Source organism: Deinococcus sp. (assembly GCF_030523985.1).
In the GTDB taxonomy this organism is placed as follows: domain Bacteria; phylum Deinococcota; class Deinococci; order Deinococcales; family Deinococcaceae; genus Deinococcus.
Map to the genome: position 1 here is coordinate 13,845 of NZ_JAUNHK010000015.1, position 24,356 is coordinate 38,200.

The following is a 24,356-nucleotide window of genomic DNA, read 5'->3' on the forward strand; positions in this document are numbered from 1 at the left end:
GCTTTCCGGCCCCCTTTGCCTGCTTCTCCGGTCAGGGGTGAGTCGTCGGGAGGTTGAGCAGCGCTTGTGCGACACGCTGTCCAGCGTCGAGTCCAGCGCTGCCGTCCACCGACCAGTGGATACCGCCGACCACCCGCGAGAAGGCGGCGGCATCGGCCTGCTGACGCAGCTGCCGGGCCTGAAGCGGGAAAAACTGCGCCAGCACCTCGGCGGCGGCCCCGCTGACGGTGGCGTGTCCACTGGGATAACTGGGAAAAGGCGGCGTGGGCAACGCGGGCGACCACTGCGCCTGTTGGCGCGTCAGCCAGGTCTGAGGGCGGGCCACGTTGTACTCGAATTTGGCCTGCCAGCAACTGATAAAGGCGTTGTGCCCCGCCACCGCCGTCAGGGTCAGGAGCCGGGTGAGTTCACTGCCGCTCAGCCGCGCCTGCTTGCCCTGGCGCAGCGCCTCTTCCATCCACATGCCCAGCGGCGTGACCGTGCCGACTCCAGCCGCCCAGTGGTGGGCCAGGGCGAGGTCCTGCGCGGTCAGGTGGGTCTGCTGCTCGGCAAAATCGGCGCGGTCCTGGGCAAATTCGGGACTGTTCCAGGCGGGCGGCGGGGCCACGCGGGGAAGGTTCTGGCGGTTCAGGCCAATGGGGGAGACGCGGCCCCAGCCCGGTTCCAGCGGGTGTTGACCGTTCAGCGGCTCCCAGAGGCCCTCACCTGTGGCGAGCACGCCTCCTTGCTGGGCCTGCGCGGCCCCGTCCTGGGCGGCGAAGGCCAGCACGCCTGCCGCCACCGCGTCCCCCAGTGCCCACGAAGCGCGGTCGGTGGCGGCAGGCAGGGGCCGCAGCCGCCCGGTCAGGTCGCGGGCCAGCTTCGCAGCGTCGGCGGGAAACAGCACCATCAGCACGCGGGTCGCCGCCACTTGCGCCGCCGTGTCGGTGTCCACCGTGCGGCCTGAAGCCTGGGCCAGGCCCTGCACGTCATGCACCGCACTCAGCGTCAGCGCCAGGGCGCGGGCCGCCGAGGGTGGGTCGAATCGGCGCTCGGCAATCAGGCGCAGCGCGTCCCCTGTGACCTGACGCGGCACCGTGACCGACAGCGGCGTGGGCACGCCCGGCGAGGCCGAGGCCAGCGCCCCGTGCACACGCCGGGCCGTTGCCGGGCCGCCCACCTCAAAGGCCAGCAGAGGTTGGAAGCTGGCCGCAGGCGTCTGGAGTGGGGTACTGGGCGGGGCGGTCTGGGCCTGTGCCGGGAACGGGGTCAGCAGCAGGCCCAGCCCCAGGAAAGAGCGAGCGAGAGAAACACGCTTCATGGGTTCAGGATAGGCGTTTCCCGGCGGGCAAAGTGGGATTTTTTACATCTGGTCGGCGCCCAGCCGTTAGCATCAGCCGGATGACTTCTTCGCGTTCCGGGCTGTCCGAGACCATTGCCGCTGTCGCCACTGCGCCGGGAAGCGCCGGGGTGGGCATCGTGCGCGTCAGCGGCGCTCAGGCCCTCGCCATTGCCGACGCGATGTTTCAGGGCAAGCGGCCCAGTCGCACCCCAGGCGGGCGTTTTCTGTTCGGACAGTTGCACGCGGAAGGCGGCGAACTGCTCGACGAGGGGCTGTGTCTGGTGTTCCGCGCCCCGCACAGCTACACCGGGGAAGACGTGGTCGAATTCCAGACCCACGGCAGCCCGGCGGTGCTGGGCCGGGTGCTGTCGCGCACGCTGGAACTGGGGGCGCGGCTGGCCCGGCCCGGCGAATTTACCCTGCGGGCCTACCTCGCCGGGCGGCTGGATTTGGCCCAGGCCGAGGCGGTGCTGGGGCTGGTCGGCGCGAGCACCGAGGCGGCCCGCCGCCAGAGTGCGCTGGGCCTCAGCGGGGCGCTGAGCGAGCGTGTGGCAGGCGTGGCGCGTGACCTGACCCGCACCCTCGCCGCCATTCAGGCGCTGCTGGACTACCCGGAAGAAGGCGTGCCCGACGAAGACCGCGCCGTGCCCTTGCAGCAGGCCGAAGCTGCCCTGCGCGACCTGCTCGGCACGGCCCAGGCCGGACGGGTCAGCACCCAGGGGGCGCGGCTGGCGCTGATTGGGCGGCCCAACGCGGGCAAAAGCAGTCTGCTCAACGCCCTGCTGGGCTACGAACGCTCCATCGTGACGCCGCTGGCAGGCACCACCCGCGATTATCTGGAAGCGGGCCTGGAACTGGCGGGCGTGCCCGTGACGCTGGTGGACACGGCGGGCCTACGCGAAACCGACGACTTTATCGAGGCAGCGGGGGTGCGGCAGGCGGTCGCCCTGGCGGAAAACGCCGACCTGGTGCTGGTGCTTGAGGACGGCAGTCAGCCCCGCGAGGCCCTGCCGACCACCTTGCCCCCCGGCGCGGCGGTGCTGCGCGTGCAGACCAAGGCCGACCTGGGCACCGTCTGGCACGACGCCGACGCCATTAGGGTGAGTGCAGTCACCGGGGGAGGACTGGCGACCCTGCGTCAGGCCATCGAGCGGCAACTGCTGGGCGACCAAGCGCGGGGCGAGGCGTGGCTGACCACCGAGCGCCAGACCGACGCCGCCCGCCGCGCCCTGGCCCATGTGGAGGCGGCGCAGCACCTGCCCGACGAACTGGCGGGCTACGAAATCGAAGCCGCTCTGCACGCTCTGGCGGAACTGACCGGGCAGGACGTGCAGGAAGGCGTGGTGGACGCGGTTTTCCGAAACTTCTGTGTGGGCAAGTAGGCGGGGAGCAACTGCAAACACCCTTCAAAAGAAGCGACCCGCCGGGCACAGGGCTGGGCGGGTCGGGAGGCAGGTCGCAGAATCATCCGTTGAGGCGCTGGCGTTCGTGCAGGGGCAGGCGGCGTTCCAGCCAGTGCAGCGCCCGCGACAGGCGTCGGCGGCGCGATGCGTGAGCTTGAGATGAGGGCTGGTGCAAGCCATGTTCCGCATACTGCTCTTGAAGGTGGGCGCGGGTCATGGGGTCGAGGTCGCAGGCGTACATAGGGCCAGTTTATCGGCTTCGGGAGTGCTTTTGTGGCCTGCCGACGTAGTAAAAAGGTGGTTTTCAGATGGAAAATGAAATGTGAATTAAACTATCAAATGTAAAATCCTATTCATTATTTTGCATAAGCGCTGGAGGCTATACGCGCTTATACTGTTCTCCGCTTGGCGTTTGACAGGTCAAGGATGAGAAGATGTGTCCCGTATGGATGAACGGGGCAGCTTCGGCCCCGGCCCTCTCTACAATCCTCCCCATGCCCGAACCCATCACCTCCCTGCAAAATCCCCAGGTCAAGCGCCTGGTGCGGCTGCGAAATCGCCGTGAACGCGAGCAAGAAGGCGTCATCCTGATCGAGGGAGCGCGGGAACTGGCGCGGGCCGAGTCTGCCGGAGCCACTGTGACCGAGCTTTTCCTGTGCCCTGACCTCTTCAGCCCAGAGGCTCACGAGCGTTTTCCAGAGCCGCAAGCGCTCGCTCAGGCGGGGGCCACGCTGCTCAGCCGCGCCGCTTTCGAGAAAGTCAGCGGGCGCGAACATCCCGACGGGGTGCTGGGGGTGGGGCCTGTGCCCGCCGTCACCTTGCCTTCTCCTGCCCAACATGCCCTGGTGGTCGTGCTGCACGGCCTCGAAAAGCCCGGCAACGTGGGGGCCATCCTCCGAACGGCAGATTCGGCGGGTGCGGACGGAGTCATCGTGCTGGGGCGCGGGGCCGACCCCTACAGCCCCAACGTGATTCGGGCCAGTCAGGGCAGCGTGTTCAGCGTGCCCACCGTGACCCTGCCCGAAGACGAGGCGTTGGCGTGGCTGGCGGAGCATGGGTTCCGCACCGTCGCCTGCACCCCCGATGCGCCCGCCGACTACTGGCATACGCCGCTGACCGGGCGGGTCGCCCTGCTGCTGGGCACCGAACACGCCGGATTGCCCGCCGAGTGGCGCACGGCCCACCAGTCGGTGCGGGTGCCTATGCACGGTCAGGCCGACTCGCTCAACGTGGCGACAGCGGCGGCGCTGGTCATGTACGAAGTGCTGAGGCAGCGCGGCTAAGGCACAGAGGGGAGAGGAGAGCGCCGTCCCCCCTTTTGCCATCCGCCATCTGCTCTCGGCCTTCTTCCCTTCTCCCTCCACCCTGTTCCCTTCTCCTTGCTCCCTCAACGTCCCCAGAGTTGTCGCCCCCTCCGCCTCCAGTGCGATACTGCGCCCTATGGCTGTGCCTCCTCCCCGCTTGCAGAACGACCCTTACCGTGACTGGCTCAAAGCGCGTCTGGGCCGCGAATTCGGCGTGCGCGAAGCCGAACAGTTCATTCAGGCGGCGGTGCAGCGCCGGGGCTGGCAGGCCGTGCGGGTGCTGGGGCCGCGTGACGTGGTGGCGGTGCTGCAAGACGTGTATCAGAAGATGCGCGACGAGAACGGCGAAAACCGCGCCGACCGCTGGTTGCAGGAGGCTTCGGCAGACCTGGCGCGGCTGGCGGAAACGGTGCCGACCCCGGTGGACACCCCCGAGGAAGTCTTGCAGCGCCCCTCGCCGCGCCCGGTGGCGTGGGGACGCCGTGCCCACGACCTGCCGCTGATGCTGGCCCGCGTACACGGCGAAATTGCCACCCGCAGCCTCGCCGCCATTCGCACCGACCCCGAGTTGTCGTCTCTGGAACGCCTCAAGCGGGCCGCCGAGTGGGACGTGCAGGCGACCCAGGCCGAGGTGCGGCGCTGGGAAACCGAGGACATGCTGACCCAGCTTCGTTCGAACCACGCCCGCACCGAAGTGACCGACCAGGTGGCTTCGGCGCGGGCCCAGGCCGAACTGCTCGAACTGACCGTGCGCGAACTCGAAGGTCTGAGCGGCGAACGCAGCGCCCCCTCCAAACTGGCCCACAACCGCCTGATGCTGACCCAGACCCGCAGCTTCCTCGACGCCTTCGCGCCGCTGGTCAACGAAGAAGACGCCGACTTGCCGCTGACCATGCTCGAAATCGACCTGCGCCATGCCCGCTATTCGCTCGGTGTGCCGCTGCACCCCAACGTCTTGCGGGCCCGCTACGGCCTGAACTACGCGCTGTGGCAGGCGGGCGAACTCGGAGAGCGGGCGCTGCCGGTGCAGGAGGCCCAACGCGCTCTGGCCCAGGCCGAACACGAGGCCGCCACCCAGCTTCGCAACACGATTGACGCGGCCCGCACGCACCAGTCCACCCTCAAGCAGCTCGCCACCCATGTCGAGGAACTCGAGCAGCGGGCGCTCAAGCTGAGCAAGGTGGGGGGCGACCCCATTTCGCTGGCCCGGTTGCGGCTGGAATGGCGACAGGCCCGCGCCGCTGCCCGCGTGCAGGCCAACCGCCTCGAGGAAGCCGTGCAACTCCTCGAAGCCCTGGTGAGTGATTCGGCGGAAGTGACGGAAGCGAACTGAGCTTGAAGGGCGGCAGGTCAGGGTCAAGCCACTTTGGGCAGCCCTGACCTGCCGCTTTTGTGTCCTGCCCCCTTGAACATTTGTGCAAACCCTGTGAACATATGTGCAGACGCCAGGAGTCTCAGGCCCAGCATGGGCTGCGCCGCCCTCTCTCTTTGCCCTGGCTGAAGGAGTGCCATGAGCCAAGTTTCCGCATCCGTTCCCTCTGACCCCCGTTCCGCACGCCTGCAAGCGGCCCTTGCGTCCCAGGAGTGGGACATCATCGTGGTGGGGGGCGGGGCGTCGGGCCTCGGCACTGCTGTCGAGGCGGCGACGCGGGGCCACAGCGTGCTGCTGCTTGAAGGCCATGACTATGCCAAGGGCACCAGCAGCCGCTCGACCAAACTCGTTCACGGCGGAGTGCGCTATCTGGCGCAGGGCAACGTGTCGCTGGTGCGCGAGGCGCTGCACGAGCGCGGCCTGCTGCGGAAAAATGCTCCGCATCTGGTGCGCGACCTGGGCTTCGTGGTTCCGGCCTACGACTGGTGGGCAGGGCCGTTCTACGGCGTGGGCCTCAAGCTCTACGACATCCTGGCGGGCAAGCTGAACCTCGGTTCGTCCAAGTACCTCGACCGCGAGCAGGTGCTCGCCCGCGTGTCCACCTACCAGCAAGACGGACTCATCGGCGGCATCCTGTACTTCGACGGGCAGTTTGACGACTCGCGGCTGGCGGTCACGTTGCTGCGGACCCTGGAAGATTTCGGCGGGGTGGCGCTCAACTACGCGCCCGTCACCGGACTGGTTCAGGAAGGCGACAAGGTGCGCGGCGTGGTCTGGCGCGACCAGGAAACGGGCCAGGAACATCGCAGCCGCGCCAAAGTCGTGGTCAACGCGACGGGCGTGTGGGTGGACGACATTCGCCGCATGGAAAAACCCGACGCCGCGCCCATGCTCTCGCCCAGCCAGGGCGTGCATATCGTGGTGGACAAGAAATTCCTGCCCGGCGACAGCGCCATCATGATTCCGCGCACCGACGACGGGCGGGTGCTGTTCGCCGTGCCCTGGCATGACCATGTGGTTATCGGCACCACCGACACCCCCGTGCCCGACGCCAGTTTCGAGCCGCGTGCGCTGGACGAAGAAGTCGAATTCATCCTCAAAACCGCGCAGCGCTACATGGACCCGGCCCCCACCCGCGCCGATGTCCGCAGCGTCTATGCCGGGCTGCGGCCCCTCGTCAAAGCCGAGAACACCGACGGGGCAGGCTCGACGGCGGCCCTGTCGCGTGACCATGTCATCCGCATTTCGGACGGCGACCTGATTACGCTGACGGGCGGCAAGTGGACGACCTACCGCCGCATGGGCGAAGACACCGTGAACCGCGCCGAGGCGCTGGCGGGGTTGCCCGAACGCCTCAGCATCACGCCGGGGCTGCACCTGCACGGCTGGAGCGAGGAAGACCGCCCCGACCACTGGAAGGTCTACGGCAGCGACGCCGAGCGGATTCAGGCGCTGCCGGGCGCAGACACGTCCATTCACCCAGAGCTGCCCTACACCGAGGCCGAACTGCGCTGGGGCGTGCGAATGGAAAGTGCCCGCACGGTCGAAGACCTGCTGGCCCGCCGCACCCGCGCTCTGCTGCTCAATGCCCAGGCCAGCATTGAAGCGGCCCCCCGCGTGGCCGCCGTGCTGGCGGAAGAACTCGGCAAGGATGCCGCCTGGCGTGATGCCCAGGTCGAGGACTACCGTCAATTGGCAGAAGGGTACATCCTGCGCTGAGGCGGGCCAGAGGAGCGGGGAAACGTGGCTGGACTTCACGTTTCCCCGCTTTCTTTTCCTGCCGCTTGTCAGGCTGGACGCAACGTGCCGCTCAGGGCCGGGGGCAACGGCTCCAGCGTGCCGCCGCTCAGTAAGGTGGCGAACTCTTCTCCACTGAGGGTTTCGCGTTGCATCAGCACCGTGACGACGTGGTGAACCTGGGGCAGATGCTCGCGCACCAGCGTCAGCACCCGGTCGTAGGCGGCGTCCACCAGCGCCTTGACTTCTTCGTCCACCACGCGGGCGGTGTCCTCGCTGGTGGGCAGGGCCTGAGAGCCGCCCCCCAAATAACTGCTGTTTTCCTGCGACAGCGCCACCTTGCCGATGCGCGGCGACATCCCCCACTCGGTGACCATGCGCCGGGCCAGACTGGTGGCCTGCTGAAAGTCGTTTTGTGCGCCTGTCGTCACTTCGCCGTACACGACTTCCTCGGCGGCCCGCCCGGCCAGGGCCACGGCAATCATGTCTTTCAGGGCAGCGCGGGTCACATGCAGCGAGTCGTCGGCGTCGGGCAGCATGTACCCGGCGGCCCGGCCACGCGGCACGACGGTCAGCTTGGCGACCCGGTGCGCGTGTGGCAGAAGCTGGGCAGCGAGGGCGTGCCCGACCTCGTGATAGGCTGTCACCTTGCGGTCGGCTTCGCGGATGACCAGCGAGCGGCGTTCCGGCCCCATCAGCACTCTGTCCCGCGCCTCGTCCACGTCCCGTCCGGTAATCCGGCTGCGGCCTTCCCTCGCTGCTAACAGCGCCGCTTCATTGAGCAGGTTTTCGAGATCGGCCCCCACCATCCCCGCTGTGCGCCGGGCCAGTACGCCCAAATCCACCGACACGTCCAGCGGCTTTTTACGGGCATGAATACGCAGAATCTGTTCGCGGCCCCGCACGTCGGGGGCGTCCACGACCACCTGACGGTCGAAGCGTCCCGGACGCAGCAACGCTGCGTCCAGCACGTCGGGGCGGTTGGTCGCCGCCAGGATGATGACCTCCTGTCCACTGCCGAAGCCGTCCATTTCGACCAGTAACTGGTTGAGGGTCTGTTCGCGTTCGTCGTTGCCACCCTGGAGATTCATGCCCCGTTTGCGGCCCACGGCGTCGATTTCGTCGATGAAGACGATGCAGGGAGCCGACTTGCGGGCCTGCTCGAACAGGTCGCGCACACGGGCAGCCCCGACGCCCACGAACATTTCCACGAAATCCGAGCCGGAGATGGAAAAGTAGGGAACTTTGGCTTCACCCGCGACCGCTTTGGCGAGGAGGGTCTTGCCGGAACCGGGAGGGCCGACCAGCAGCACACCATGCGGAATCCTGGCCCCGAGCTGGTGGTATTTGTCGGGCTGGCGGAGGAAGTCCACGACTTCCTCCAGGTCTTGCTTGGCTTCGTCGCACCCGGCCACGTCGGCGAAGGTCAGCTTGATTTGTCCCTCGCTCACCACCGCCGCCCGCGATTTGCCGAAAGCGCTGGCTCCCCCGGCGGCATTGGCTCCACCGCGCAGGCTGCGCCACAGCACGACCAGAATCAGGGCAGTCAGCACCAGCGGGAGCACCTGACCGAGCGACGCGAAAGGCGAAGTGCTGGCCGTGACGCGCACCGGAACGCCGCTGGCCCGTAGCCTTTCCAGCGTATCGGCCTCGGGCGGCAGCATCAGCCACGCCACCCCCTGCGCGGGGTCGGTGAAAAAGACCTGGGTGTTGCCGTTCGCTTCCATATTGACGCGCCCAACGCGCCCGGCCTTCAAGTCCTTGAAAAAGCGGTTGACGGTGTAGGGTTCGGGAGCGTCACGCCGAGTAACTGGGGCGGGCGTCTGGCGCGGCTCCGCGGGCACGCTGGTTTCTGTTTGTACCGGAGCCGCATTTTGGGCCGCCTGAGGCACAGCCGCGCCCGGCAACGTCAGGAGCAGCAGGCTGGTCAACAGAATCCGGCCCGTCCGGTGGCGGCGAATCATGGCCGTATGCTACCGCTCCGCCCTGTCGCAGACCGTAGCCCTGCAGAGGTTGTCTGCAGCGGCGTCAGACAGGCGTCAGCAACATGGTAGAAGTGTGAAGTTCCTTGCACTTTTAGAAGTTTCGCGGGGGCTTACACTGTTTCCATGCGTACTGCTCCTCTTTCGGCCCTGCTGCTCGGCACCCTCGCTCTGGGTCTGAGTGCCTGCACCGTGACGGTTCGCCCCAACACCGGGCTGGTCGGCTCTTCCAGCAACCTGATTGCCGCCTTCGTGCCCGACCGTGGTCAGGGCGCCACCTACAGCGTCGGCGAAGCGATTCGCTTTCAGGTGACCACCCGTGACGCCGGGTACGTGACCCTGCTCGCCCTGAACCCCGACGGCTCGGCGAACGTGCTGACCCAGAACGCCTATGTGCGTGCGGGCACCACCGTCTTCCCCCGTGCCGAGGACGGCGTGACCTACAACGTGGCCCCGCAGCGCGGCCTGCAACGGGTTCGGGCCATCTTCACGCGGGTGCGCCCCACCACCGACCTCGTGCTGGGCGGCGTCTACGACGGCACGCGCTGGAACACCGTCACCAACGAGTACCTCACGCCCTACGCCTACGCCGACCGCGACGTGCAAGAAACCCACCTCTACATCCGCTGAACGCCAGCGGCGCGTGTGCTTTCCCGGCTTTCCCACCTCGCAGGGGGCCGGGAAAGTTTTTTTGTTGCCGCCCTTTCTTTTCGCCTATCCTGAGCGGCAGGAGACACCATGACCACCCCAACTTTCTCGCGGCAGGCCTTTGAAGATGTCGCTTCGTTCCTGCCTCTGTTCGGGGCCAACAGTTTCGATTTTGGCACCTGGGTCGTGCGGCAGGGGTCTTTTCCCTTCGTGACCTATCATCCCGAAGTCGGCCGATTCGTGCGAACCCTGGAGCGCCACGGCTGGGTCTACGAATCGCCCGATTTCCTGTGGGGGCCGTGGCTGCGCAGTCCCGAAGCACGTGCCCTGATGAGCGGCGAAACGCTGGGGCAGGCCACCCCCGACCAACTGGCGCGGCTGCTGACCGTGTTTGCCCGCCAGGAGCGTATCGTGGACGGGTCGCGGCTGGAAATGTACCAGTCGGGGCTGCTGGTCGCCATTTTGCGGCGCGTGCAGGAGTGGGCGCACCAGTTCCCCTGGGTCAGCGAGCCGGATGCCACGCCCCCCCTGCCTGCCGCCGTGCCCGCCGGGGAAGCGGCCAAGCCGTCACCCGTCCCCGCACCCCCCCTGGCGCCGCACCCCAGCTCCAGCCTGACGTTTTCCGAGGCGGCGCGGCGCGTCCACGACTTTATTTCGCAGTTTGAGGAAGGCTACTTTCCACCGCTGCTGATGCTGGCCCGGCTGACCGAGGAAACCGGAGAAATTGCCCGCGTGCTGGCTCACCAGAACGGCAAAAAGCCCAAGCCCGGCGAGGAAGCGGGCGACCTGGAAATGGAGCTAGCCGACCTGCTGTTTGTCGTCATCTGCATGGCGAACGAGCGCGGCCTGAGCCTGGAGCGCGGTTTTACGCGAATGCTCGACAAGATCGAGCGCCGTGACCGTGACCGCTGGACGAGGAAGGAGCAGGAAGCGCCAGAAAGTGCATCTCCGGCGGCTGAACCTGCCCCTACTGAGGCTGCCCCCATTGAACCTGCATCCATTGACCTTGACCTGTCGGAAGTTCCCACCGAGCCTGCACCCGAGACACCTGAGACAGGGGGCAATGCCGAGCCGTCGGCCCCACTTCTCCATGCCGAGGCTGCTCCTGCCCCAGTGGCCCAGCCGAGACCGACCCGCTCGGTCGCCAGTCGCAAGAAGGGGGGGCGCAAATGACCGCCGACGCCGTGCGCTTTCCCCTCGGCCCCATGCCGCAGGTGCGCCAACTCACCCCCGCCGAGCGACAGGCGGCGCTGGCAAGTCTGCGTGACCTGCCTGCCCGCCTGCGCTCTGCGGTCGCCGGTCTCTCGGGCGAGCAACTCGACACGCCCTACCGCGAGGGCGGCTGGACGCTGCGGCAGGTCGTCCACCACGTTGCCGACAGCCACCTCAACGCCTATGTCCGCACCAAGCTGGCGCTGACCGAGGATAACCCCACCGTCAAGCCCTACCACGAGGAGCTGTGGGCCGAACTGTCCGATTCTCACCTCGCCACCGAATTGAGCCTGCTGCTGCTGGAATCGCTGCACGCCCGCTGGGTCACGGTGCTGGAAGGCGTGACCGACTGGCAGCGCCGCTGGACGCACCCCGACAGCGGCGAGTGGACGCTGGACACCCTGCTCGCCATGTACGACTGGCACGGGCGGCACCACACGGCCCACATCACCGGACTGCGCGAGCGCCGGGGCTGGTAGGGATGCAGTGGGACGAACGCTTTCACGTCCCCGTGAGCCTCAGGGCAGCGGGCGTGGTCATTCTGAACGGACAGGGCGACATCTTGCTGGTTCGGGAAAAGGGAGATGGAAAGCAGCAGAAAGTCGGTCTGTGGCATGTCCCGTCCGGCAGTGTCGAAGAGGGCGAAAACCCGCAAGACACCGCCCTGCGCGAAGCCTATGAGGAAACGGGGCTGCGGGTGCGCCTCGTCAAGTTTCTGGGGGCGTATCTGGGCCGCTTTCCCGATGACGCGCTGATTCTGCGCCACGTGGCTGGCCGAGCCGGAGCCAGGGCAGCGCCTAGCGCCCGTTCTGACCGACGAAATTGCCGAGGCCCGCTATGTCACCCAGGCCGAATTCGACGCCCTGTACGCAGCGGGGCAAATTCGCATGTACCACACCAAACTGTTCTACGAAGACGCTCGGCGTGAAGTTGGGGGCTTCGCTGCCGGAAGTGACCATTGCCGCCCCCGTTAGGGCTACACTCGGCACACCGACACAACTACGGAAGGCCGCACTCTGGCCCTTTCCCCGGAGGATTCATGCAAAGAACCATTCGCTTTTCTCTGACGCTGCTTGCGGCACTCGCTACTGCCCAGGCCAGCGCCGCTACGCCCATCAAAATCGCCACCCTCAGCCCGCTGTCGGGGTCGTCGAGCAACATGGGCGTGCAGGTCAAGAACGGGGCGCAACTCGCCGTGAACGAAATGAAGGCCGAGTTCGTCAAGGCGGGCCTGACCCTCTCGCTGGTGGCCTACGACGACCAGGCCGACCCCGCCACCGGCACCGCCGCCGCCCGCCGCATGGCCGCCGACAAGTCCATCCTGGGCATGGTCGGTACCGTCAACTCGGGCGTGGTGCTGCCCGTCAGTCAGGCTCTGGCGCCCAGCCACCTCGCCATCGTCAGCCCGCTCAACGTCAACGAACAGGTCACCGACCGGGGCCTGAAGAACATCAGCCGCATCTGTGCCCGCAACGACGACCAGGGGCCTGCCGCCGGAAACTTCGTCGCCAAGACGCTGAAGGCAAAGAAGGTCTATGTCCTCAACGACAAGACCGCCTACGGTCAGGCCCTCGCCGACGAAGCCGCCAAGACCATGAAGGCCGCTGGCGTCAGCATTGTCCAAAATGAAGGCGTCGCCGAAACCGAGCGCGACTTCAGTGCCATCATCACCAAAATTCAGACCCTCAAGCCCGACGCCATCTATTTCGGGGCCATGTACGGTCAGGCGGCGGCGTTCGCCCAGCAACTCCGCGCCAAGGGCATCAACACGCCCATCGTGGGCGGCGACGGCTACGACAGCGAAGACCTCGAAAAACTGGCGGGCAAGGGAGCCAACAACATCTACTTCACCACCGTCGCGCCGCCCCTGAACGCCGTGCCCAACGCCAAAGCGACCGCCGCCAGCTACCGCAAAGCCTTCGGCAGCGACCTTCAGGGCTTCGGCATCATGAGCTACGACGCCACCAAAGTCCTCCTGCGCAGCATCCTCAACGCCACCAAGGCGAACGGCAACAAGGCACCCAGCCGCGAACAGGTCGAAAAAGCCGTCCGCAGCGGCACTTACAAGGGCCTGATTACGGGCGATATCAAATTCAACGCCGCCGGGGACCGCACCAGCGCCAAGCTGTACGTGATCGCCGTCAAGGGCGGCAAGCGCAGCACGGCGTCCACCATGACCATCAACCGCAAGTAATACCACTTTGAAAAATAGATTTCCTACGAAATCTGTTTTTCCGAGTGAAACGAGTAAAAGAAAATACGGCTTTGGATGGAGTGAAGCGCATTCAAGTTCTTTTCTTGGATGCGCGTAACGTAATCCAAAGCCGTATAAAACTCAGGGCCAACAGAAAGGGGCAGAAGGTTCTCCACCCTCTGCCCCCTTTCCTTTGGCCTCGCTCAGTCGTCGCCGAGGTAAGCCTTACGCACCGTTTCGTCGCGGGCGATGTCCTGGGCATTGCCGCTCAGCTTGATTTCGCCGGTCTGCAGCACGTAGGCGCGGTGGGCGATGCTCAGGGCCATGCTCGCGTTCTGCTCCACCAGCAAGATGGTGGTGCCGCGTTCCTTGTTCAGCTTCTGGATGATGGCGAAGATGTTTTCCACGAAAAGCGGCGACAGACCCATGCTGGGTTCGTCGAGCAGCAGCACCTTGGGCGCAATCATCAGGGCGCGGGCAATGGCGAGCATCTGCTGCTCACCGCCCGACATGGTGCCGCCGAGTTGCGATTCACGCTCACGCAGACGTGGGAACAGCTCGAAGCCTTCTTCGATGCGGGCGTTGATGGCAGCCTTGTCGTTGACCGTGTAGGCACCCACTTCCAAGTTTTCGCGCACGGTCATCTGCGGGAAGATACGGCGGCCTTCGGGCACGTGGGCCATGCCGCGTCCGACCAGATTCTGCGAGGGAATGCCCGTCACGTTCTGGCCCAGGTAGGTCACGGTGCCCGTCTTGGGCTTCATCATCCCGCTGATGGTGCGCAGGGTGGTCGTCTTGCCCGCCCCGTTGCCGCCGATCAGCGCCACGATTTCGCCCTCGTTCACGGTCATGTTCAGGCCCTTGAGGGCTTCGATCTGGCCGTAGTAGGTGTGGACGTTTTGCAGTTCCAGCACAGTGTTTGAAGCGGTCATCAGCGGGCCTCCTTGCCGTAGTCGCCCGCCACCGCGCCGCTGCCGAGATAAGCGGTCATCACTTCGGGGTTGTTGCGAACCTCGTGGGGCAGCCCCTCGGCCAGTTTGGAGCCGTAATTCAGGACGGTGATGTGCTCGGACAGGGTCATGACGAGGCGCATGTCGTGCTCGATAAGGACCACCGTCACGCCCAGTTCGTCCCGAATGGCGCGAATCAGGGCCTTGAGGTCCTCGGTTTCGCGGGGGTTCATGCCCGCCGCCGGTTCGTCCAGCAAAATCAGCTTGGGCGTGGTCGCCAGGGCGCGGGCAATCTCCAGTTTGCGCTGGTCGCCGTAGGGCAAGTTGGTGGACAGTTCGCCGCGCCACTTGCTCAGGCCCACGAAATCGAGCATCAGCCGGGCGGTGGCGTGGGCTTCTTCCTCGTCCTTCTTGAAACGGGGCGTGTGCAGCACCGAGTCCCAGAAGCCGCCCTTGAGCCGCACGCCGCGCCCGAGCATGATGTTTTCTTCGGCGGTCATGCTGGGAAACAGGCGAATGTTCTGGAACGTGCGGCTGATGCCCGCTTCCACCACCTGGTCAGGCCGCAGCCCGACGAGGTTTTGTCCGGCGAGGGTGACCGTGCCCTTGTCGGGGGCGTAAATCCCGGTAATCAGGTTGAAGAAGGTCGTCTTGCCCGCACCGTTGGGGCCGATGACGCTGATGATTTTGCGCTCGGGCACCTGAAAGGTCACGTCGTTCACGGCGGTCAGGCCACCGAACGTCTTGGTCAAATTGCGAACGTCGAGTAGGCTCATTTCACACTTCCTGGGCGCTCGTTGTCCTCTTTCGCCAGCCCCGGCGAGAGCGGCTGCGCTGCCGTGCCGTCGCTGAGGTGGCCGCCGATGCCGCCTTCATGCCGCAGGTTGTCGGCGGTCAGGCTGTCGGGAGCCGGGTCGTTGCTGCCGGGGGCGTCGTCGTGGTGCATTTCGGCCTTGCGGCGCTCGCTGGGCACCAGCCCTTCGGGGCGGAACAGCATCATGAACACCAGCACGAGGCCGAAAATCAGGCGCTGGTACTTGCTGGGGTCGAGGTTCTGGTTGATGTTGGGGAACTGGGCCTGCATCACTTCGCTGATGGTCGGCAGCACCATCAGGTTCAGCATGGTCACGACCACCGCGCCGACCAGCACGCCCGCAATGTTGCCCATGCCGCCCAGAATCACCATGCTCAGCACGCCGATGGACTGGAAGTAGTCGAAGCTCTTGGGGTCGATAAAGGCTTGCTTGGCGGCGAAAATCACACCCATCGCGCCTGCAAAGCTGGCACCCGTCGCAAAGGCCAGCAGTTTGGTCTTGAGCAGTGGCACGCCCATCGCCTGCGCCGCCACTTCGTCTTCACGAATGGCGATCCACGAGCGCCCGATCTTGGAGCGGTCGAGGCGGTAGTTGACCAGAATCACGATGGCGATGACGACCAGCACCAAGATGTAGAGGAAAAACAGGCGGTACTGGTCTTCGGCAAAGCCCAGGCTGGCGGCGATGCCGTTGAGCCAGGGCACGGGCGCACTCTCGATCCCGTCGATGCCCTGCGGCCCGTTGGTCACGCCGAGGTTGTTGGCGAAAATACGAATCACTTCGCCCAGGCCCAGCGTCACGATGGCGAGGTAGTCGCCCTTGAGCTTGAGCACGGGCAGACCGATCAGTACGCCGACGGCTGCGGCTGCGGCCACCGCCAGCGGAATAAAGAGCCAGAACAGGGCCGGATTGACCCCGGCGGCAAACGCAGCATTGCCAGTGATTTCACCGTACTGCGGCGACCCGAAGATGCCCCACAGGTACGCACCCACCGCGAAGAAGGCGATGTAGCCGAGGTCGAGCAGACCCGCTAGGCCCACCACGATGTTGAGGCCCAGCGCCAGCGCCCCGAAAATGAGCATCTGAATCACCAGGTCGAAGTAAGAGGTATTGGTCTGACCCATGAAGGGCAGCACGAAGACGATGGCCAGCGCGAAAACGGCAGTTTTGGCCCAGCCCGCCGCTTTCCACTGGTAGGCGAACAGCAGCGAGAGCAGAAAGCCGCCGAACAGCAGAGGCTGAAGCAGGCGCATGGGGCCGTCGGACACGGCGCCGCGCATCAGAATCAGCAAGGTGGCGGTCACGGCAGAGTAGGCCAGCAGGGGCCAGGTGCGATCTGGGCGGGTGTCCAGCGGGCGCAGCGGCGCGGGCGAAGTCGGAAGGGTCGTCATGGTTACACCTTCTCCGTCGTGGCCCGACCCAGCAGGCCAGCAGGCTTGATAAACAGAATCAGAATCAGGGCCAGGAACGCGCCCAGGTCTTTGTACTCGGCCTTAATTGCCGAGAGCCAGCCCAGGCCAGGAATGCTGGAAAAGAGGCTGACCACACCCAGGAAAGTTTCGAGCCAGCCCAGCACCAGTCCGCCCAGCACCGCGCCGGGAATGTTGCCGATGCCGCCCAGCACCGCCGCCGTGAACGCCTTGATGCCCGGAACCATGCCCGAGTAGGCGTTGATGGCCTGGTACTTCATGGCGAACATCACGCCGCCCAGCCCACCAAGCGCCCCGCCGAGCAAAAAGGTGAAGGAAATGATGCCGTTGGGGTTAATCCCCATCAGGCCCGCCGTCTGACGGTCATGGGCGACGGCGCGAATGGCGCGGCCCAGGCGGGTGTGGTTGACAAGCAGGTTCAGGCCGATCAGCATGGCGCTGGCGACCACGATCAGGATGATGTCCTTGACTTGAAGGTTGAGCATGGAAATGTCCAGGCCCGCCACCTTGTTAATGGGGTTGGCGAAGCCCTGCGGCAGCGTCACGCTCAGGTCGAACAGACCGCGCAGACCGACCAGCAGTCGCATCAAGTCCTGCAAAATCAGCGACACGCCGATGGCGGTGATCAGGGGCACCAGCCGCTGTGCGCCGCGAATCGGGCGGTAGGCGAGGCGCTCGATCAGGACGTTGAGTGCCCCCGAGACCGCCATGGCGGCCAGCGCCGCGATGAGCAGCTTGAGGTAGCCGTTCATGGAGGAGTCCTTGAGCGCCTCGAAGACGAAGTAGGACGTGATGCCGCCCGCCACGAAGACCTCGGAGTGGGCGAAGTTGATGAGTTGCAGCACGCCGTACACCATCGTGTAGCCCAGCGCGATGATGGCGTACAGCACGCCGAGGCTCAGGCCCCCGACAAAGACCTGAGCCAAAACAGTGAGAACAGTGTTTAAATCCATAGTTTTCCTTCGGTCGGCCCTTGTAAAGCAGCGTCGAAGGGGAGTTTGGCCCGAATTCTCGCCTCACTCCCCCCGCAACCGGGTGACCTGTCCGGTTTTACTTGCGAAGGACGTTCACGGTGCCAGCGGTGCTGCGCTTGGCGTTCTTGACGGCAATGACGTACATCTTGCCGCTCTTGCGGTCACCGTTCTTGTCGAAGGAGACTTCGCCCGTCAGCAGGTTCTTGAAGGTGCCGCTGCGGATGGCGGTTTCGACCTGGGCGCGGCTGGGGGCCTTGTTGCCGTTCTTGCGGGCGGCGTCGAGAATGCCCTGGAGCACGACCTTGGCGGCGTCGTACCCCATGATGCCGTAGCCCTGCACGTCGCTGCCGAAGGTCTTCTTGAAGTTCACGGCCATCACCTTGGCGGCGGGCACGGCGTCGATGGGAGGCGCGACGGTGGTGAAGTAGATGTTGTTGGCCCCGGCAGCGCCCGCGAGCTTGATGAGGTCTTCGCTGTCGAAGCCGTCACCGCCGACGATGGGGGTCTGGATGCCCTTGGCGCGGAGCTGCTGGGCGAAGGGGCCGACCTGCCCGTAGAGGCCGCCGAAGTAGATGGCGTCGGGCTTGAGGGTCTGAATCTTGGTGATGATGGCGGTAAAGTCGCGCTCCTCGCCCGCCACACCTTCGCTCTGCACGACCTGCACGCCTTTGGCCTTCAGGCGCTTCTCGGCCTGGGCCGCCAGCCCTTCGCCGTAGGGGGTCTTGTCGTTCAGGACGTAGACCTTCTTGGCTTTGAGGGTGTCCACCACGAAGTCGGCTCCGGCAGGCCCCTGCGCGTCGTCACGGGCGCAGATGCGGTTCATGTTCTTCAGGCCACGGTCGGTCACTTTTTCGTTGGTGTTGGCGGGGCTGACCATCGCCACCTTGCTGGGCGCGAGGGCCTGGCTGGCAGGAATCGCCACGCCCGAGTTCAGGGTGCCGACCACGCCCAGGATGGTCTTGTCGGCGGCCACGCGGCGGGCGGCGGCGGTGCCGGTGGCGGGGTCGGCCTGGTCGTCGTAGGCCACCAGTGAAAGGTTCATGCCCAGTTTGGCGAACTGCGCCTTGTACTCGTTCACGGCGAGCTGCGTGCCGTTCTTGATTTGCAGGCCGAGGTTGCTGGAGCTGCCGGAGAGGGGAGAAATGGTGGCGATCTTGACGGTGGTGGCGGCCTGAGCGCTGCCGAGGGTCAGGGCGGCGAGGACAACAAGGCCAAAGTGCGTTTGCTTCATTTCGATTCCTCCAGGAAAAGAGAAACGTCAAGGACCCCGTGTCCATAACGTCAGTGTTTGAGGTGAAGCGATTTTAAGGATGCCTTTAGGGAAAGTCAATGCAAGCTCACCTGCTTTCAAGGCAATAAAGAGGGCAGAAAATGCTTTTTTTGATTCATAAATAAACCTTGCGAACATATTGGGCGCAATTTTTGTAAATTTCTGACCAACTCGGGCGCTTAACGCAACTTCTGTGAGGCCGTCTAGACGGCAAAGGGAAAAGTGATGGGGGGATTGAGCCTCTCAGCAAGGGCATCTCCCAGTTTTATTTCGCTGTGAACGTAAAAGCATGCGCTATCTTGCCCCTATGCCCGTTGTCCCTTCTTCCCGGTTGGCCCAGAGCGTTCTCAAAGGCACGGGGACAGGCACCTTGCCGCCGATGCTCGAGCAGTACGTCGCCATGCGCGATGAGGTCGCCGCGCAGCTCCCACACGCCATTTTGCTGTTTCAGGTGGGCGACTTTTACGAGACTTTTGGCGAGGACGCCGAGCGCACCGCCCGGTTGCTGGGGCTGGCGCTGACGCACAAGTCCAGCAAGGACTTTTCTACGCCGATGGCCGGGATTCCGCTGCGAACCCTCGACGGGTTCGTCGAAAAGCTGCTGGCGGCGGGCGTGTGCGTGGCGGTGGCGGATCAGGTAGAAGAACCCGGCTCCGGCTTGGTCGAGCGCAAGGTGGTGCAACTGCTGACCCCCGGCACCGTGACCGAGGAACGGCACCTGAGCGCCGACGAGAACTATCTGGCGGCGGTGGCGACGGGCGAGGGTTACGCGCTTGCGCTTCTGGATGTCTCCACGGGCGAATTTCGGGCGGCGGCCTTTCATACCCGCCTCGCCCTGTACGACGAACTCTCGCGCTGCCGTGCCCGCGAGGTGTTGCTGGCCCCCGAACTGGGTAGCAACCCGGCGCTGCTGGCGGATTTCCAGACCCGTTTTCCCGTGATGCTCTCGCCCGCCAACTTCGATGAGACGGCAGCCCAGGCCGAAATTACCGCTACGCTGGGCGAGATTCCCGAAACCTTGAACACGGCGGCGCTGCGGCGGGCCTGCGGCGCGGTGCTTGGCTACGCCCGCCTGACGCAGCAGGGGCGGCTGGACATGGTGCGGCGGGTGGTGCGCTTTGAGCCGGGGGCGCACATGCGGCTGGGCGAGGCGGCAGTGCGGGCGCTGGAACTGTTTCACGCGCAGTCGCCCCAGGGCGTCACGCTGATGGACACGCTGGCCCAGACGCGCACGGCGGGCGGGCGGCGGCGCCTCCGGGCCTGGTTGCGCTCGCCGCTGCTGGACGAACTCAGCATTCGTGCGCGGCTGGATGCCATAGAAGCCCTGACCCGCGCTCCCGACCTGCGCGGCGGCGTGCGCTCGCTGCTCTACCGCGCCCATGACCTCGAACGCCTTGCCGCCCGTGTCTCTACCCGCCGCGCCGCCCCCCGCGAAGTCGCTGCGCTGGCCCGCACGCTGGAATTGCTGCCCGAAGCCGACCGCCTGCTGCTGGGCCATGAGGGACTGCTGGGCCACATCCGCGCCCGCCTCGCCGCGCTGCCTGAAGTCGTGACCCGCATCCGCGCCGCGCTGGTGGACGAACCGCCGCTGAGGCTGGGTGAAGGCGGGCTGATTCGCGAAGGCTTTCACGCCGAACTGGACGACCTCCGCGCCCAGGCACTCTCGCACCGCGAATGGCTGGCGGCGCTGGAAGTCAGCGAACGCGAACGCACCGGCATCGGCAGCCTCAAGGTCGGCTTCAACAACGTCTTCGGCTACTACCTCGAAGTCACCTCGGCCCACCTCTCCAAAGTCCCCGCCGACTACCGCCAGATTGCGACCCTCAAAGACCGTGCCCGTTTTACCCGCCCCGACCTGCGCGAACGTGAACGTGAAATCGCCCGTCTGGAAGCGGCGGCAGGGCGGCTGGAAGTGGAAGTCTTTACCGAGCTGCGCGACGCGCTGGCGGCCCATACCGAGGCGCTGGGCGAAGCGGCAGGCGCACTGGCGGAACTGGACGTGCTCTCGGCCCTGGCCGAAATCGCGGTGGACTGCGGCTGGACGCGGCCCCAGACCACTGGCGGCGACACGCGGCTGCGGCAGGCGCGTCATCCCGTGGTGGAGCGGGCGACGGGCGGCAAGTTCGTGCCCAACGACGCCGAACTCGGGCGCAGGCGGCACACGCTGCTGCTGACCGGCCCCAACATGGCGGGCAAAAGCACCTACCTCCGCACGGTGGCCCTCTGCGCCCTGCTGCATCAAATCGGCTCGTTCGTGCCAGCCGACAGCGCCGAACTGCCCATCTACGACGCCATTCACACCCGCATCGGCGCCTCGGACGACCTGGCGGGCGGGCGCTCGACTTTCATGGTGGAAATGACCGAACTGGCGACCATCCTGCACGGGGCGACCTCGCGTAGCTTGGTCATTCTGGATGAGGTCGGACGCGGCACCTCCACGCTGGACGGCCTCGCCATCGCGCAGGCGGCGTTGGAGCATCTGCACGCGGCGGGGGCGCATACGCTGTTTGCCACGCACTATTTCGAGTTGACGCGGCTGGAACTCGACCACCCTGGCCTGGTCAACCTGCACGTCGCCGCCGAGGAAGATGAGACGGGTCTGACCTTTTACCATCAGGTCATTCCCGGCGCGGCGCGGCAAAGTTATGGGGTGGAAGTCGCCAAACTCGCGGGTCTGCCTGCTCCGGTCACGGCGCGGGCGGCGCGGCTGCTGACCTCGCTCAATGCCCAGGGTGACGACGGCAAGCTGCGGCGTGAGTTGGCGGCCCTGGATTTGGGACGGCTGACGCCCATGCAGGCGCTGGAACTCCTGCACGGCTGGCAGCGCGACCTGCTGGGGGAGGCTCATGAACAGCGGTGAAGTCCTGCTGACCGAGCGCGGCGGCTGGCAGGTGCTGGCGGACGGCGAAACCGTCACCATCGGCAATTTTGCGGGCAACCGCTGGGAAGTCGGCTGGATGTACGGCAACCCGGCGGACGCCCTGATTACCGCCGACGAAAATTACGCCGTCGTGGTCGGCTGCGGCGTGCTGGTCGCTGACCTGACCTGCTTCGGGGAAGACGTGGTCGAGGGCCAGACCTGGGCGCAGACGCCCGTCATTCACCTGCTGGCGAGTCCGGGCGAACACTGGTTTTTCGAGGGCCTCTACGAAGGCCAGACCCCCGGCGCGGTGCAACTGGTCGCTGACCTCTCGGGCGAGCAGGCCGGAATCTACGAACTGGTGCTGCAAACGCTGGCGCTGGTGCCGAGGTGGGTGGGGTAGGCGAGGGTTATTCCTCCTCCTCCGCGATTTCCTCGCCGCGCAGCACTGCTTCGAAATCCGCTTCCAGTTTTTTGGGGGTCGCCGTCGCCCCGCCGATGCGTTTGGGGCCGTCCGGCGTATGCACCAGCAGGGTCGGGTAGCCCTTCACGGGTAGCGTTTTGCGGCGCTCGAAGCCGTTTTCGGCCTGGGCCAGCATGGCGGGGTCTGCCACCGCGTCCAGAAATTGCTCGGCATTCAGCCCCAGTTCGTGGGCCACGTTTGTCAAGGCTTCGGCGTCGTGCAGGTCAGCCCCATCTACATACCACGCCTTTTGCAGCGCGTGGGCAATGTCCAGCGCACGCTCAGGCGCTTGCTCCATCGCGGCCCAGAACGCCACTGCCGACACCGTGGAATCCAGTACCGTCTTGCCATCCCGCACCGCTTCACGGAAGCCCTTGCCAAATTGCGCCCCGGTCAATTCGGTCACGCGCTCGGCCCCTTCCAGCACACGGGGTTTTTCGCCTACGGGCACGACGCGCTCACCGACCAGCATTCCGGCGGGCAGCACTTCCACTGTCAGGCGCTCCGCGTTGCGGCGGGCAAATTCGCGCAGGCTGTCGCCAAAGGCCCAGCACCAGATGCAGTAGGTGTCGGTAACGTAGGTGAGTTGGGTTTTGGGTGGGGTCATGGAGACAGTCTAGTCGCCTGGGTGCGGGCTTTCCCCTCCAGCTTTTCTCGCAAACTCTGTTCAATAAAGCGGGTGAGCGTCACGCCCTGCTCGGCGGCGGCAGCCTTGGCGCGTTGGTACAGGGCTTTGTCTATGCGGAGGGTGAGTAATTCGGCTTCGCGGGGCATGATTAGCACTAGAGCGGCTGGCAGACAGTCAACAGAGCGCTAAACATGATTTCCTGCTCAGCGTTTGTTTCGTAGAACGGCGCAAGTTCAGCCTCTAACCAAGCGGTTATCTCTGAGGGTGGAGTACCTGCCTCGGTGGCGGCGGCAATGTTGGAATGGGTCAGCAGGTAGGCCAACAACTGAGATTTCGTCATCTTCAAAGGATGTTGCCAGCGCGATTCCGTGAAGCTAAAGCCCGCCGCCTGTGCATCGGCTTCACCAAAAGGTTCACGGTGACGGGCTGGCGCGGGATAACGGGCGAAATAGGCTTTGGCAAACGCCGTAAACGTGGGCTGACCTCCCATTTCCCCCACAAAAAAATCGTCGTACAGCGCCAGAACGCCAGAGCTTTTCAGCGTGCGCCGCGCCTCTTGCAAGAATGCCTGACGGTCAAACCAGTGAAAAGCCTGCGCCACCGTCAGCACGTCCAGCACGTTATCGGGGAGCGGAAGGCTTTCGGCAGCGGCCTGAGCATAGGCCACACGGGGATGCGGCAGGGCATGGGCCAACATCGCCCCAGAGATTTCATAGGCGCGAACTTCTGAAACCAGCTCCGCCAGCGCCACACTGGATAATCCCGTGCCACACGCCACATCTGCCCCCAGTTCGTTGCCGCGCAGGTAAGGCCGCAGCCGCTCCAGAATCAGCCCATGAAAAGCAGGACGGCCCAGGCTGTAGCGTTCGGCGGCCCCAGAGTTGTCAAAAGGATTGGTAACGTTCTGGAGGGACATGGAAGAAGTATGGCAGTTTGACAGGTATTCAGTTGTCGCCTCTTCAACATCCCGTCAGTCTCAAGCCCTAGCCTGAAGCCATGCCAAAATTCGCCTTTGCTTCTGCGGGGGCGGGTGCTGCCCCGCAAACTGTGGTCAATCCAGTGCCTATTCGTACCTGCGCCACCATTGCCCGCCCTGCACTAGACCTCATCGTCAAAACTGCGCACGAGGAGGTGCTTTATCAGGGCACCGACTTGGACGCACGGCCCCGCCCCTGGCTCAAAGTCACCAACGACGGCAACCTCTACACCGTTACTGTCAACCGCGAGGGGTACGAAGCCCAGACCATCCGCAACATCAAAGTGAAGTACGACGACTGCGGCCCCGCCGTGCCGACCCGCGTGGTGGTACGTCTGAAACTCGCTCTACTCCCGCCACCCCTCACCCGCGCTGCGCCGCAGCCTCAGCCCGTGCTGGTGGAGTTTGGTGGCTTGTTGTGGGTGTACGCGGCGGACGGTACAGGTGCAGCAAAAGGGGGAGCCTGTTTCTACCGTGCCTATCGCGGAAACGGCTGCGCAGGGTAAGAATAAATACGCCTACGTCAGCTTGAAAGCCATGTCCAGCCCGCTGGGGTACGCCGTGACGTGGCGACCTGTCGCCCGCCGCGCCGACGTGGAGCGGGTACGGAAAGTGGTGGGCGGGCTGTCCGCCATTCAGGGCGACGTAGCGGGCCTGAAGCTGACGCCGACGCGCGTGGATGCTCCGGTGACTGTGCAGATTCAGGAGGCGGTAGACGCTTCGGACAGCTGGAAGTTGTTGGTTTCTTCGCCTGCCGCCGCAGTGGGTCGCCTCTGGCCTTTTTTCAAAGCCGAGCGGGGACAACTGGGCCACTCCA

General features: G+C 65.4%; 23 protein-coding genes and 3 pseudogenes. 14 read left to right on the forward strand and 12 right to left on the reverse strand.

Annotated elements, in window-relative coordinates; translation table 11 throughout:
- Nucleotides 1-31: 31 nt before the first annotated feature.
- Nucleotides 32-1,300, reverse strand: a complete 1,269-nt coding sequence (locus Q4C89_RS04150; protein WP_303101342.1) for a vanadium-dependent haloperoxidase — start codon at nt 1,298-1,300, stop codon at nt 32-34.
- An 80-nt stretch (nt 1,301-1,380) separates the two neighbouring features.
- Here Q4C89_RS04150 and mnmE point away from each other — a divergent pair, with 80 nt between their 5' ends.
- The gene (gene mnmE, locus Q4C89_RS04155) at nt 1,381-2,703 is read left to right on the forward strand and encodes a tRNA uridine-5-carboxymethylaminomethyl(34) synthesis GTPase MnmE (protein WP_303101343.1); all 1,323 of its coding nucleotides are present in this window, start codon (nt 1,381-1,383) and stop codon (nt 2,701-2,703) included.
- An 82-nt stretch (nt 2,704-2,785) separates the two neighbouring features.
- Here the strand turns inward: mnmE and Q4C89_RS04160 are convergent, their stop codons facing one another.
- On the reverse strand, nt 2,786-2,965 hold the full coding sequence (locus Q4C89_RS04160; RefSeq protein ID WP_303101344.1) for a hypothetical protein: 180 nt from the start codon (nt 2,963-2,965) through the stop codon (nt 2,786-2,788).
- A 253-nt stretch (nt 2,966-3,218) separates the two neighbouring features.
- Here Q4C89_RS04160 and Q4C89_RS04165 point away from each other — a divergent pair, with 253 nt between their 5' ends.
- From Q4C89_RS04165 to Q4C89_RS04175, 3 genes are all read left to right on the forward strand, one after another.
- Nucleotides 3,219-4,007, forward strand: coding sequence for an RNA methyltransferase (locus tag Q4C89_RS04165; protein ID WP_303101345.1), 789 nt, complete (start codon nt 3,219-3,221; stop codon nt 4,005-4,007).
- Between the two features lie 157 nt (nt 4,008-4,164).
- Nucleotides 4,165-5,361: a hypothetical protein gene (locus Q4C89_RS04170; RefSeq protein WP_303101346.1), complete on the forward strand. Its 1,197-nt coding sequence runs from the start codon at nt 4,165-4,167 to the stop codon at nt 5,359-5,361.
- A gap of 177 nt (nt 5,362-5,538) precedes the next feature.
- The gene (locus tag Q4C89_RS04175) at nt 5,539-7,119 is read left to right on the forward strand and encodes a glycerol-3-phosphate dehydrogenase/oxidase (protein WP_303101347.1); all 1,581 of its coding nucleotides are present in this window, start codon (nt 5,539-5,541) and stop codon (nt 7,117-7,119) included.
- A gap of 68 nt (nt 7,120-7,187) precedes the next feature.
- Here the strand turns inward: Q4C89_RS04175 and ftsH are convergent, their stop codons facing one another.
- Nucleotides 7,188-9,101 (reverse strand): ATP-dependent zinc metalloprotease FtsH, encoded by a 1,914-nt coding sequence (gene ftsH / locus Q4C89_RS04180; RefSeq protein WP_303101348.1) that lies wholly within the window; start codon nt 9,099-9,101, stop codon nt 7,188-7,190.
- Nucleotides 9,102-9,245: 144 nt separating this feature from the next.
- Here ftsH and Q4C89_RS04185 point away from each other — a divergent pair, with 144 nt between their 5' ends.
- The 5 genes and pseudogenes from Q4C89_RS04185 to Q4C89_RS04205 form a co-directional block, all read left to right on the forward strand.
- Nucleotides 9,246-9,749 carry a DUF4384 domain-containing protein gene (locus Q4C89_RS04185; protein ID WP_303101349.1) on the forward strand — a complete coding sequence of 168 codons (504 nt, stop codon included), beginning with the start codon at nt 9,246-9,248 and terminating at the stop codon, nt 9,747-9,749.
- A 108-nt stretch (nt 9,750-9,857) separates the two neighbouring features.
- A pseudogene (locus Q4C89_RS04190) lies at nt 9,858-10,244 on the forward strand (DUF6508 domain-containing protein); the annotation flags it as partial.
- A 111-nt stretch (nt 10,245-10,355) separates the two neighbouring features.
- Nucleotides 10,356-10,691 (forward strand): annotated as a pseudogene (locus tag Q4C89_RS04195) (nucleotide pyrophosphohydrolase); the annotation flags it as partial.
- Between the two features lie 245 nt (nt 10,692-10,936).
- Entirely contained in the window at nt 10,937-11,458 is a 522-nt protein-coding gene (locus tag Q4C89_RS04200) for a YfiT family bacillithiol transferase (RefSeq protein WP_303101350.1), read from the forward strand.
- 2 nt (nt 11,459-11,460) lie between these two features.
- Nucleotides 11,461-11,703: pseudogene (locus Q4C89_RS04205) on the forward strand (NUDIX domain-containing protein); the annotation flags it as partial.
- 73 nt (nt 11,704-11,776) lie between these two features.
- Here Q4C89_RS04205 and Q4C89_RS04210 read toward each other — a convergent pair.
- Entirely contained in the window at nt 11,777-11,938 is a 162-nt protein-coding gene (locus Q4C89_RS04210) for a hypothetical protein (RefSeq protein WP_303101365.1), read from the reverse strand.
- 80 nt (nt 11,939-12,018) lie between these two features.
- Between Q4C89_RS04210 and Q4C89_RS04215 the strand changes: the two genes are divergently transcribed.
- A complete protein-coding gene (locus Q4C89_RS04215; protein WP_303101351.1) occupies nt 12,019-13,173 on the forward strand; it encodes a branched-chain amino acid ABC transporter substrate-binding protein in 1,155 nt (384 codons plus the stop codon).
- A 203-nt stretch (nt 13,174-13,376) separates the two neighbouring features.
- Here Q4C89_RS04215 and Q4C89_RS04220 read toward each other — a convergent pair whose 3' ends face one another.
- The 5 genes from Q4C89_RS04220 to Q4C89_RS04240 form a co-directional block, all read right to left on the reverse strand.
- Nucleotides 13,377-14,105, reverse strand: coding sequence for an ABC transporter ATP-binding protein (locus tag Q4C89_RS04220; protein ID WP_303101352.1), 729 nt, complete (start codon nt 14,103-14,105; stop codon nt 13,377-13,379).
- Nucleotides 14,105-14,899 (reverse strand): ABC transporter ATP-binding protein, encoded by a 795-nt coding sequence (locus Q4C89_RS04225; protein ID WP_303101353.1) that lies wholly within the window; start codon nt 14,897-14,899, stop codon nt 14,105-14,107. Before Q4C89_RS04225 ends, Q4C89_RS04220 begins: the two co-directional genes overlap by 1 nt.
- Nucleotides 14,896-16,329 (reverse strand): branched-chain amino acid ABC transporter permease, encoded by a 1,434-nt coding sequence (locus Q4C89_RS04230; protein ID WP_303101354.1) that lies wholly within the window; start codon nt 16,327-16,329, stop codon nt 14,896-14,898. Before Q4C89_RS04230 ends, Q4C89_RS04225 begins: the two co-directional genes overlap by 4 nt.
- A 2-nt stretch (nt 16,330-16,331) precedes the next feature.
- Nucleotides 16,332-17,321 carry a branched-chain amino acid ABC transporter permease gene (locus Q4C89_RS04235; protein WP_303101355.1) on the reverse strand — a complete coding sequence of 330 codons (990 nt, stop codon included), beginning with the start codon at nt 17,319-17,321 and terminating at the stop codon, nt 16,332-16,334.
- A gap of 97 nt (nt 17,322-17,418) precedes the next feature.
- Nucleotides 17,419-18,573 carry a branched-chain amino acid ABC transporter substrate-binding protein gene (locus Q4C89_RS04240; RefSeq protein ID WP_303101356.1) on the reverse strand — a complete coding sequence of 385 codons (1,155 nt, stop codon included), beginning with the start codon at nt 18,571-18,573 and terminating at the stop codon, nt 17,419-17,421.
- A 346-nt stretch (nt 18,574-18,919) separates the two neighbouring features.
- On the opposite strand from Q4C89_RS04240, the gene mutS reads away from it, so the two are divergent.
- Together mutS and Q4C89_RS04250 are read left to right on the forward strand one after the other, a co-directional pair.
- Nucleotides 18,920-21,472, forward strand: coding sequence for a DNA mismatch repair protein MutS (mutS, locus tag Q4C89_RS04245; protein ID WP_303101357.1), 2,553 nt, complete (start codon nt 18,920-18,922; stop codon nt 21,470-21,472).
- Nucleotides 21,459-21,875: a hypothetical protein gene (locus tag Q4C89_RS04250; RefSeq protein WP_303101358.1), complete on the forward strand. Its 417-nt coding sequence runs from the start codon at nt 21,459-21,461 to the stop codon at nt 21,873-21,875. Before mutS ends, Q4C89_RS04250 begins: the two co-directional genes overlap by 14 nt.
- Before the next feature lie 7 nt (nt 21,876-21,882).
- On the opposite strand, the gene Q4C89_RS04255 is transcribed toward Q4C89_RS04250, so the two are convergent.
- The 3 genes from Q4C89_RS04255 to Q4C89_RS04265 are packed head-to-tail and all read right to left on the reverse strand — an operon-like array spanning nt 21,883 to nt 23,479.
- Nucleotides 21,883-22,542, reverse strand: a complete 660-nt coding sequence (locus Q4C89_RS04255; RefSeq protein WP_303101359.1) for a DsbA family protein — start codon at nt 22,540-22,542, stop codon at nt 21,883-21,885.
- Nucleotides 22,539-22,709, reverse strand: a complete 171-nt coding sequence (locus Q4C89_RS04260; protein WP_303101360.1) for a YlcI/YnfO family protein — start codon at nt 22,707-22,709, stop codon at nt 22,539-22,541. The genes Q4C89_RS04255 and Q4C89_RS04260 overlap by 4 nt, the downstream gene beginning before the upstream one ends.
- An 8-nt stretch (nt 22,710-22,717) precedes the next feature.
- Nucleotides 22,718-23,479 (reverse strand): class I SAM-dependent methyltransferase, encoded by a 762-nt coding sequence (locus Q4C89_RS04265; RefSeq protein WP_303101361.1) that lies wholly within the window; start codon nt 23,477-23,479, stop codon nt 22,718-22,720.
- An 80-nt stretch (nt 23,480-23,559) separates the two neighbouring features.
- Between Q4C89_RS04265 and Q4C89_RS04270 the strand changes: the two genes are divergently transcribed.
- Both Q4C89_RS04270 and Q4C89_RS04275 read left to right on the forward strand, forming a co-directional pair.
- On the forward strand, nt 23,560-24,045 hold the full coding sequence (locus Q4C89_RS04270; RefSeq protein WP_303101362.1) for a hypothetical protein: 486 nt from the start codon (nt 23,560-23,562) through the stop codon (nt 24,043-24,045).
- 31 nt (nt 24,046-24,076) lie between these two features.
- Nucleotides 24,077-24,356, forward strand: a 280-nt coding sequence (locus Q4C89_RS04275) for a hypothetical protein (RefSeq protein ID WP_303101363.1), incomplete at its 3' end; no start/stop codon positions are given.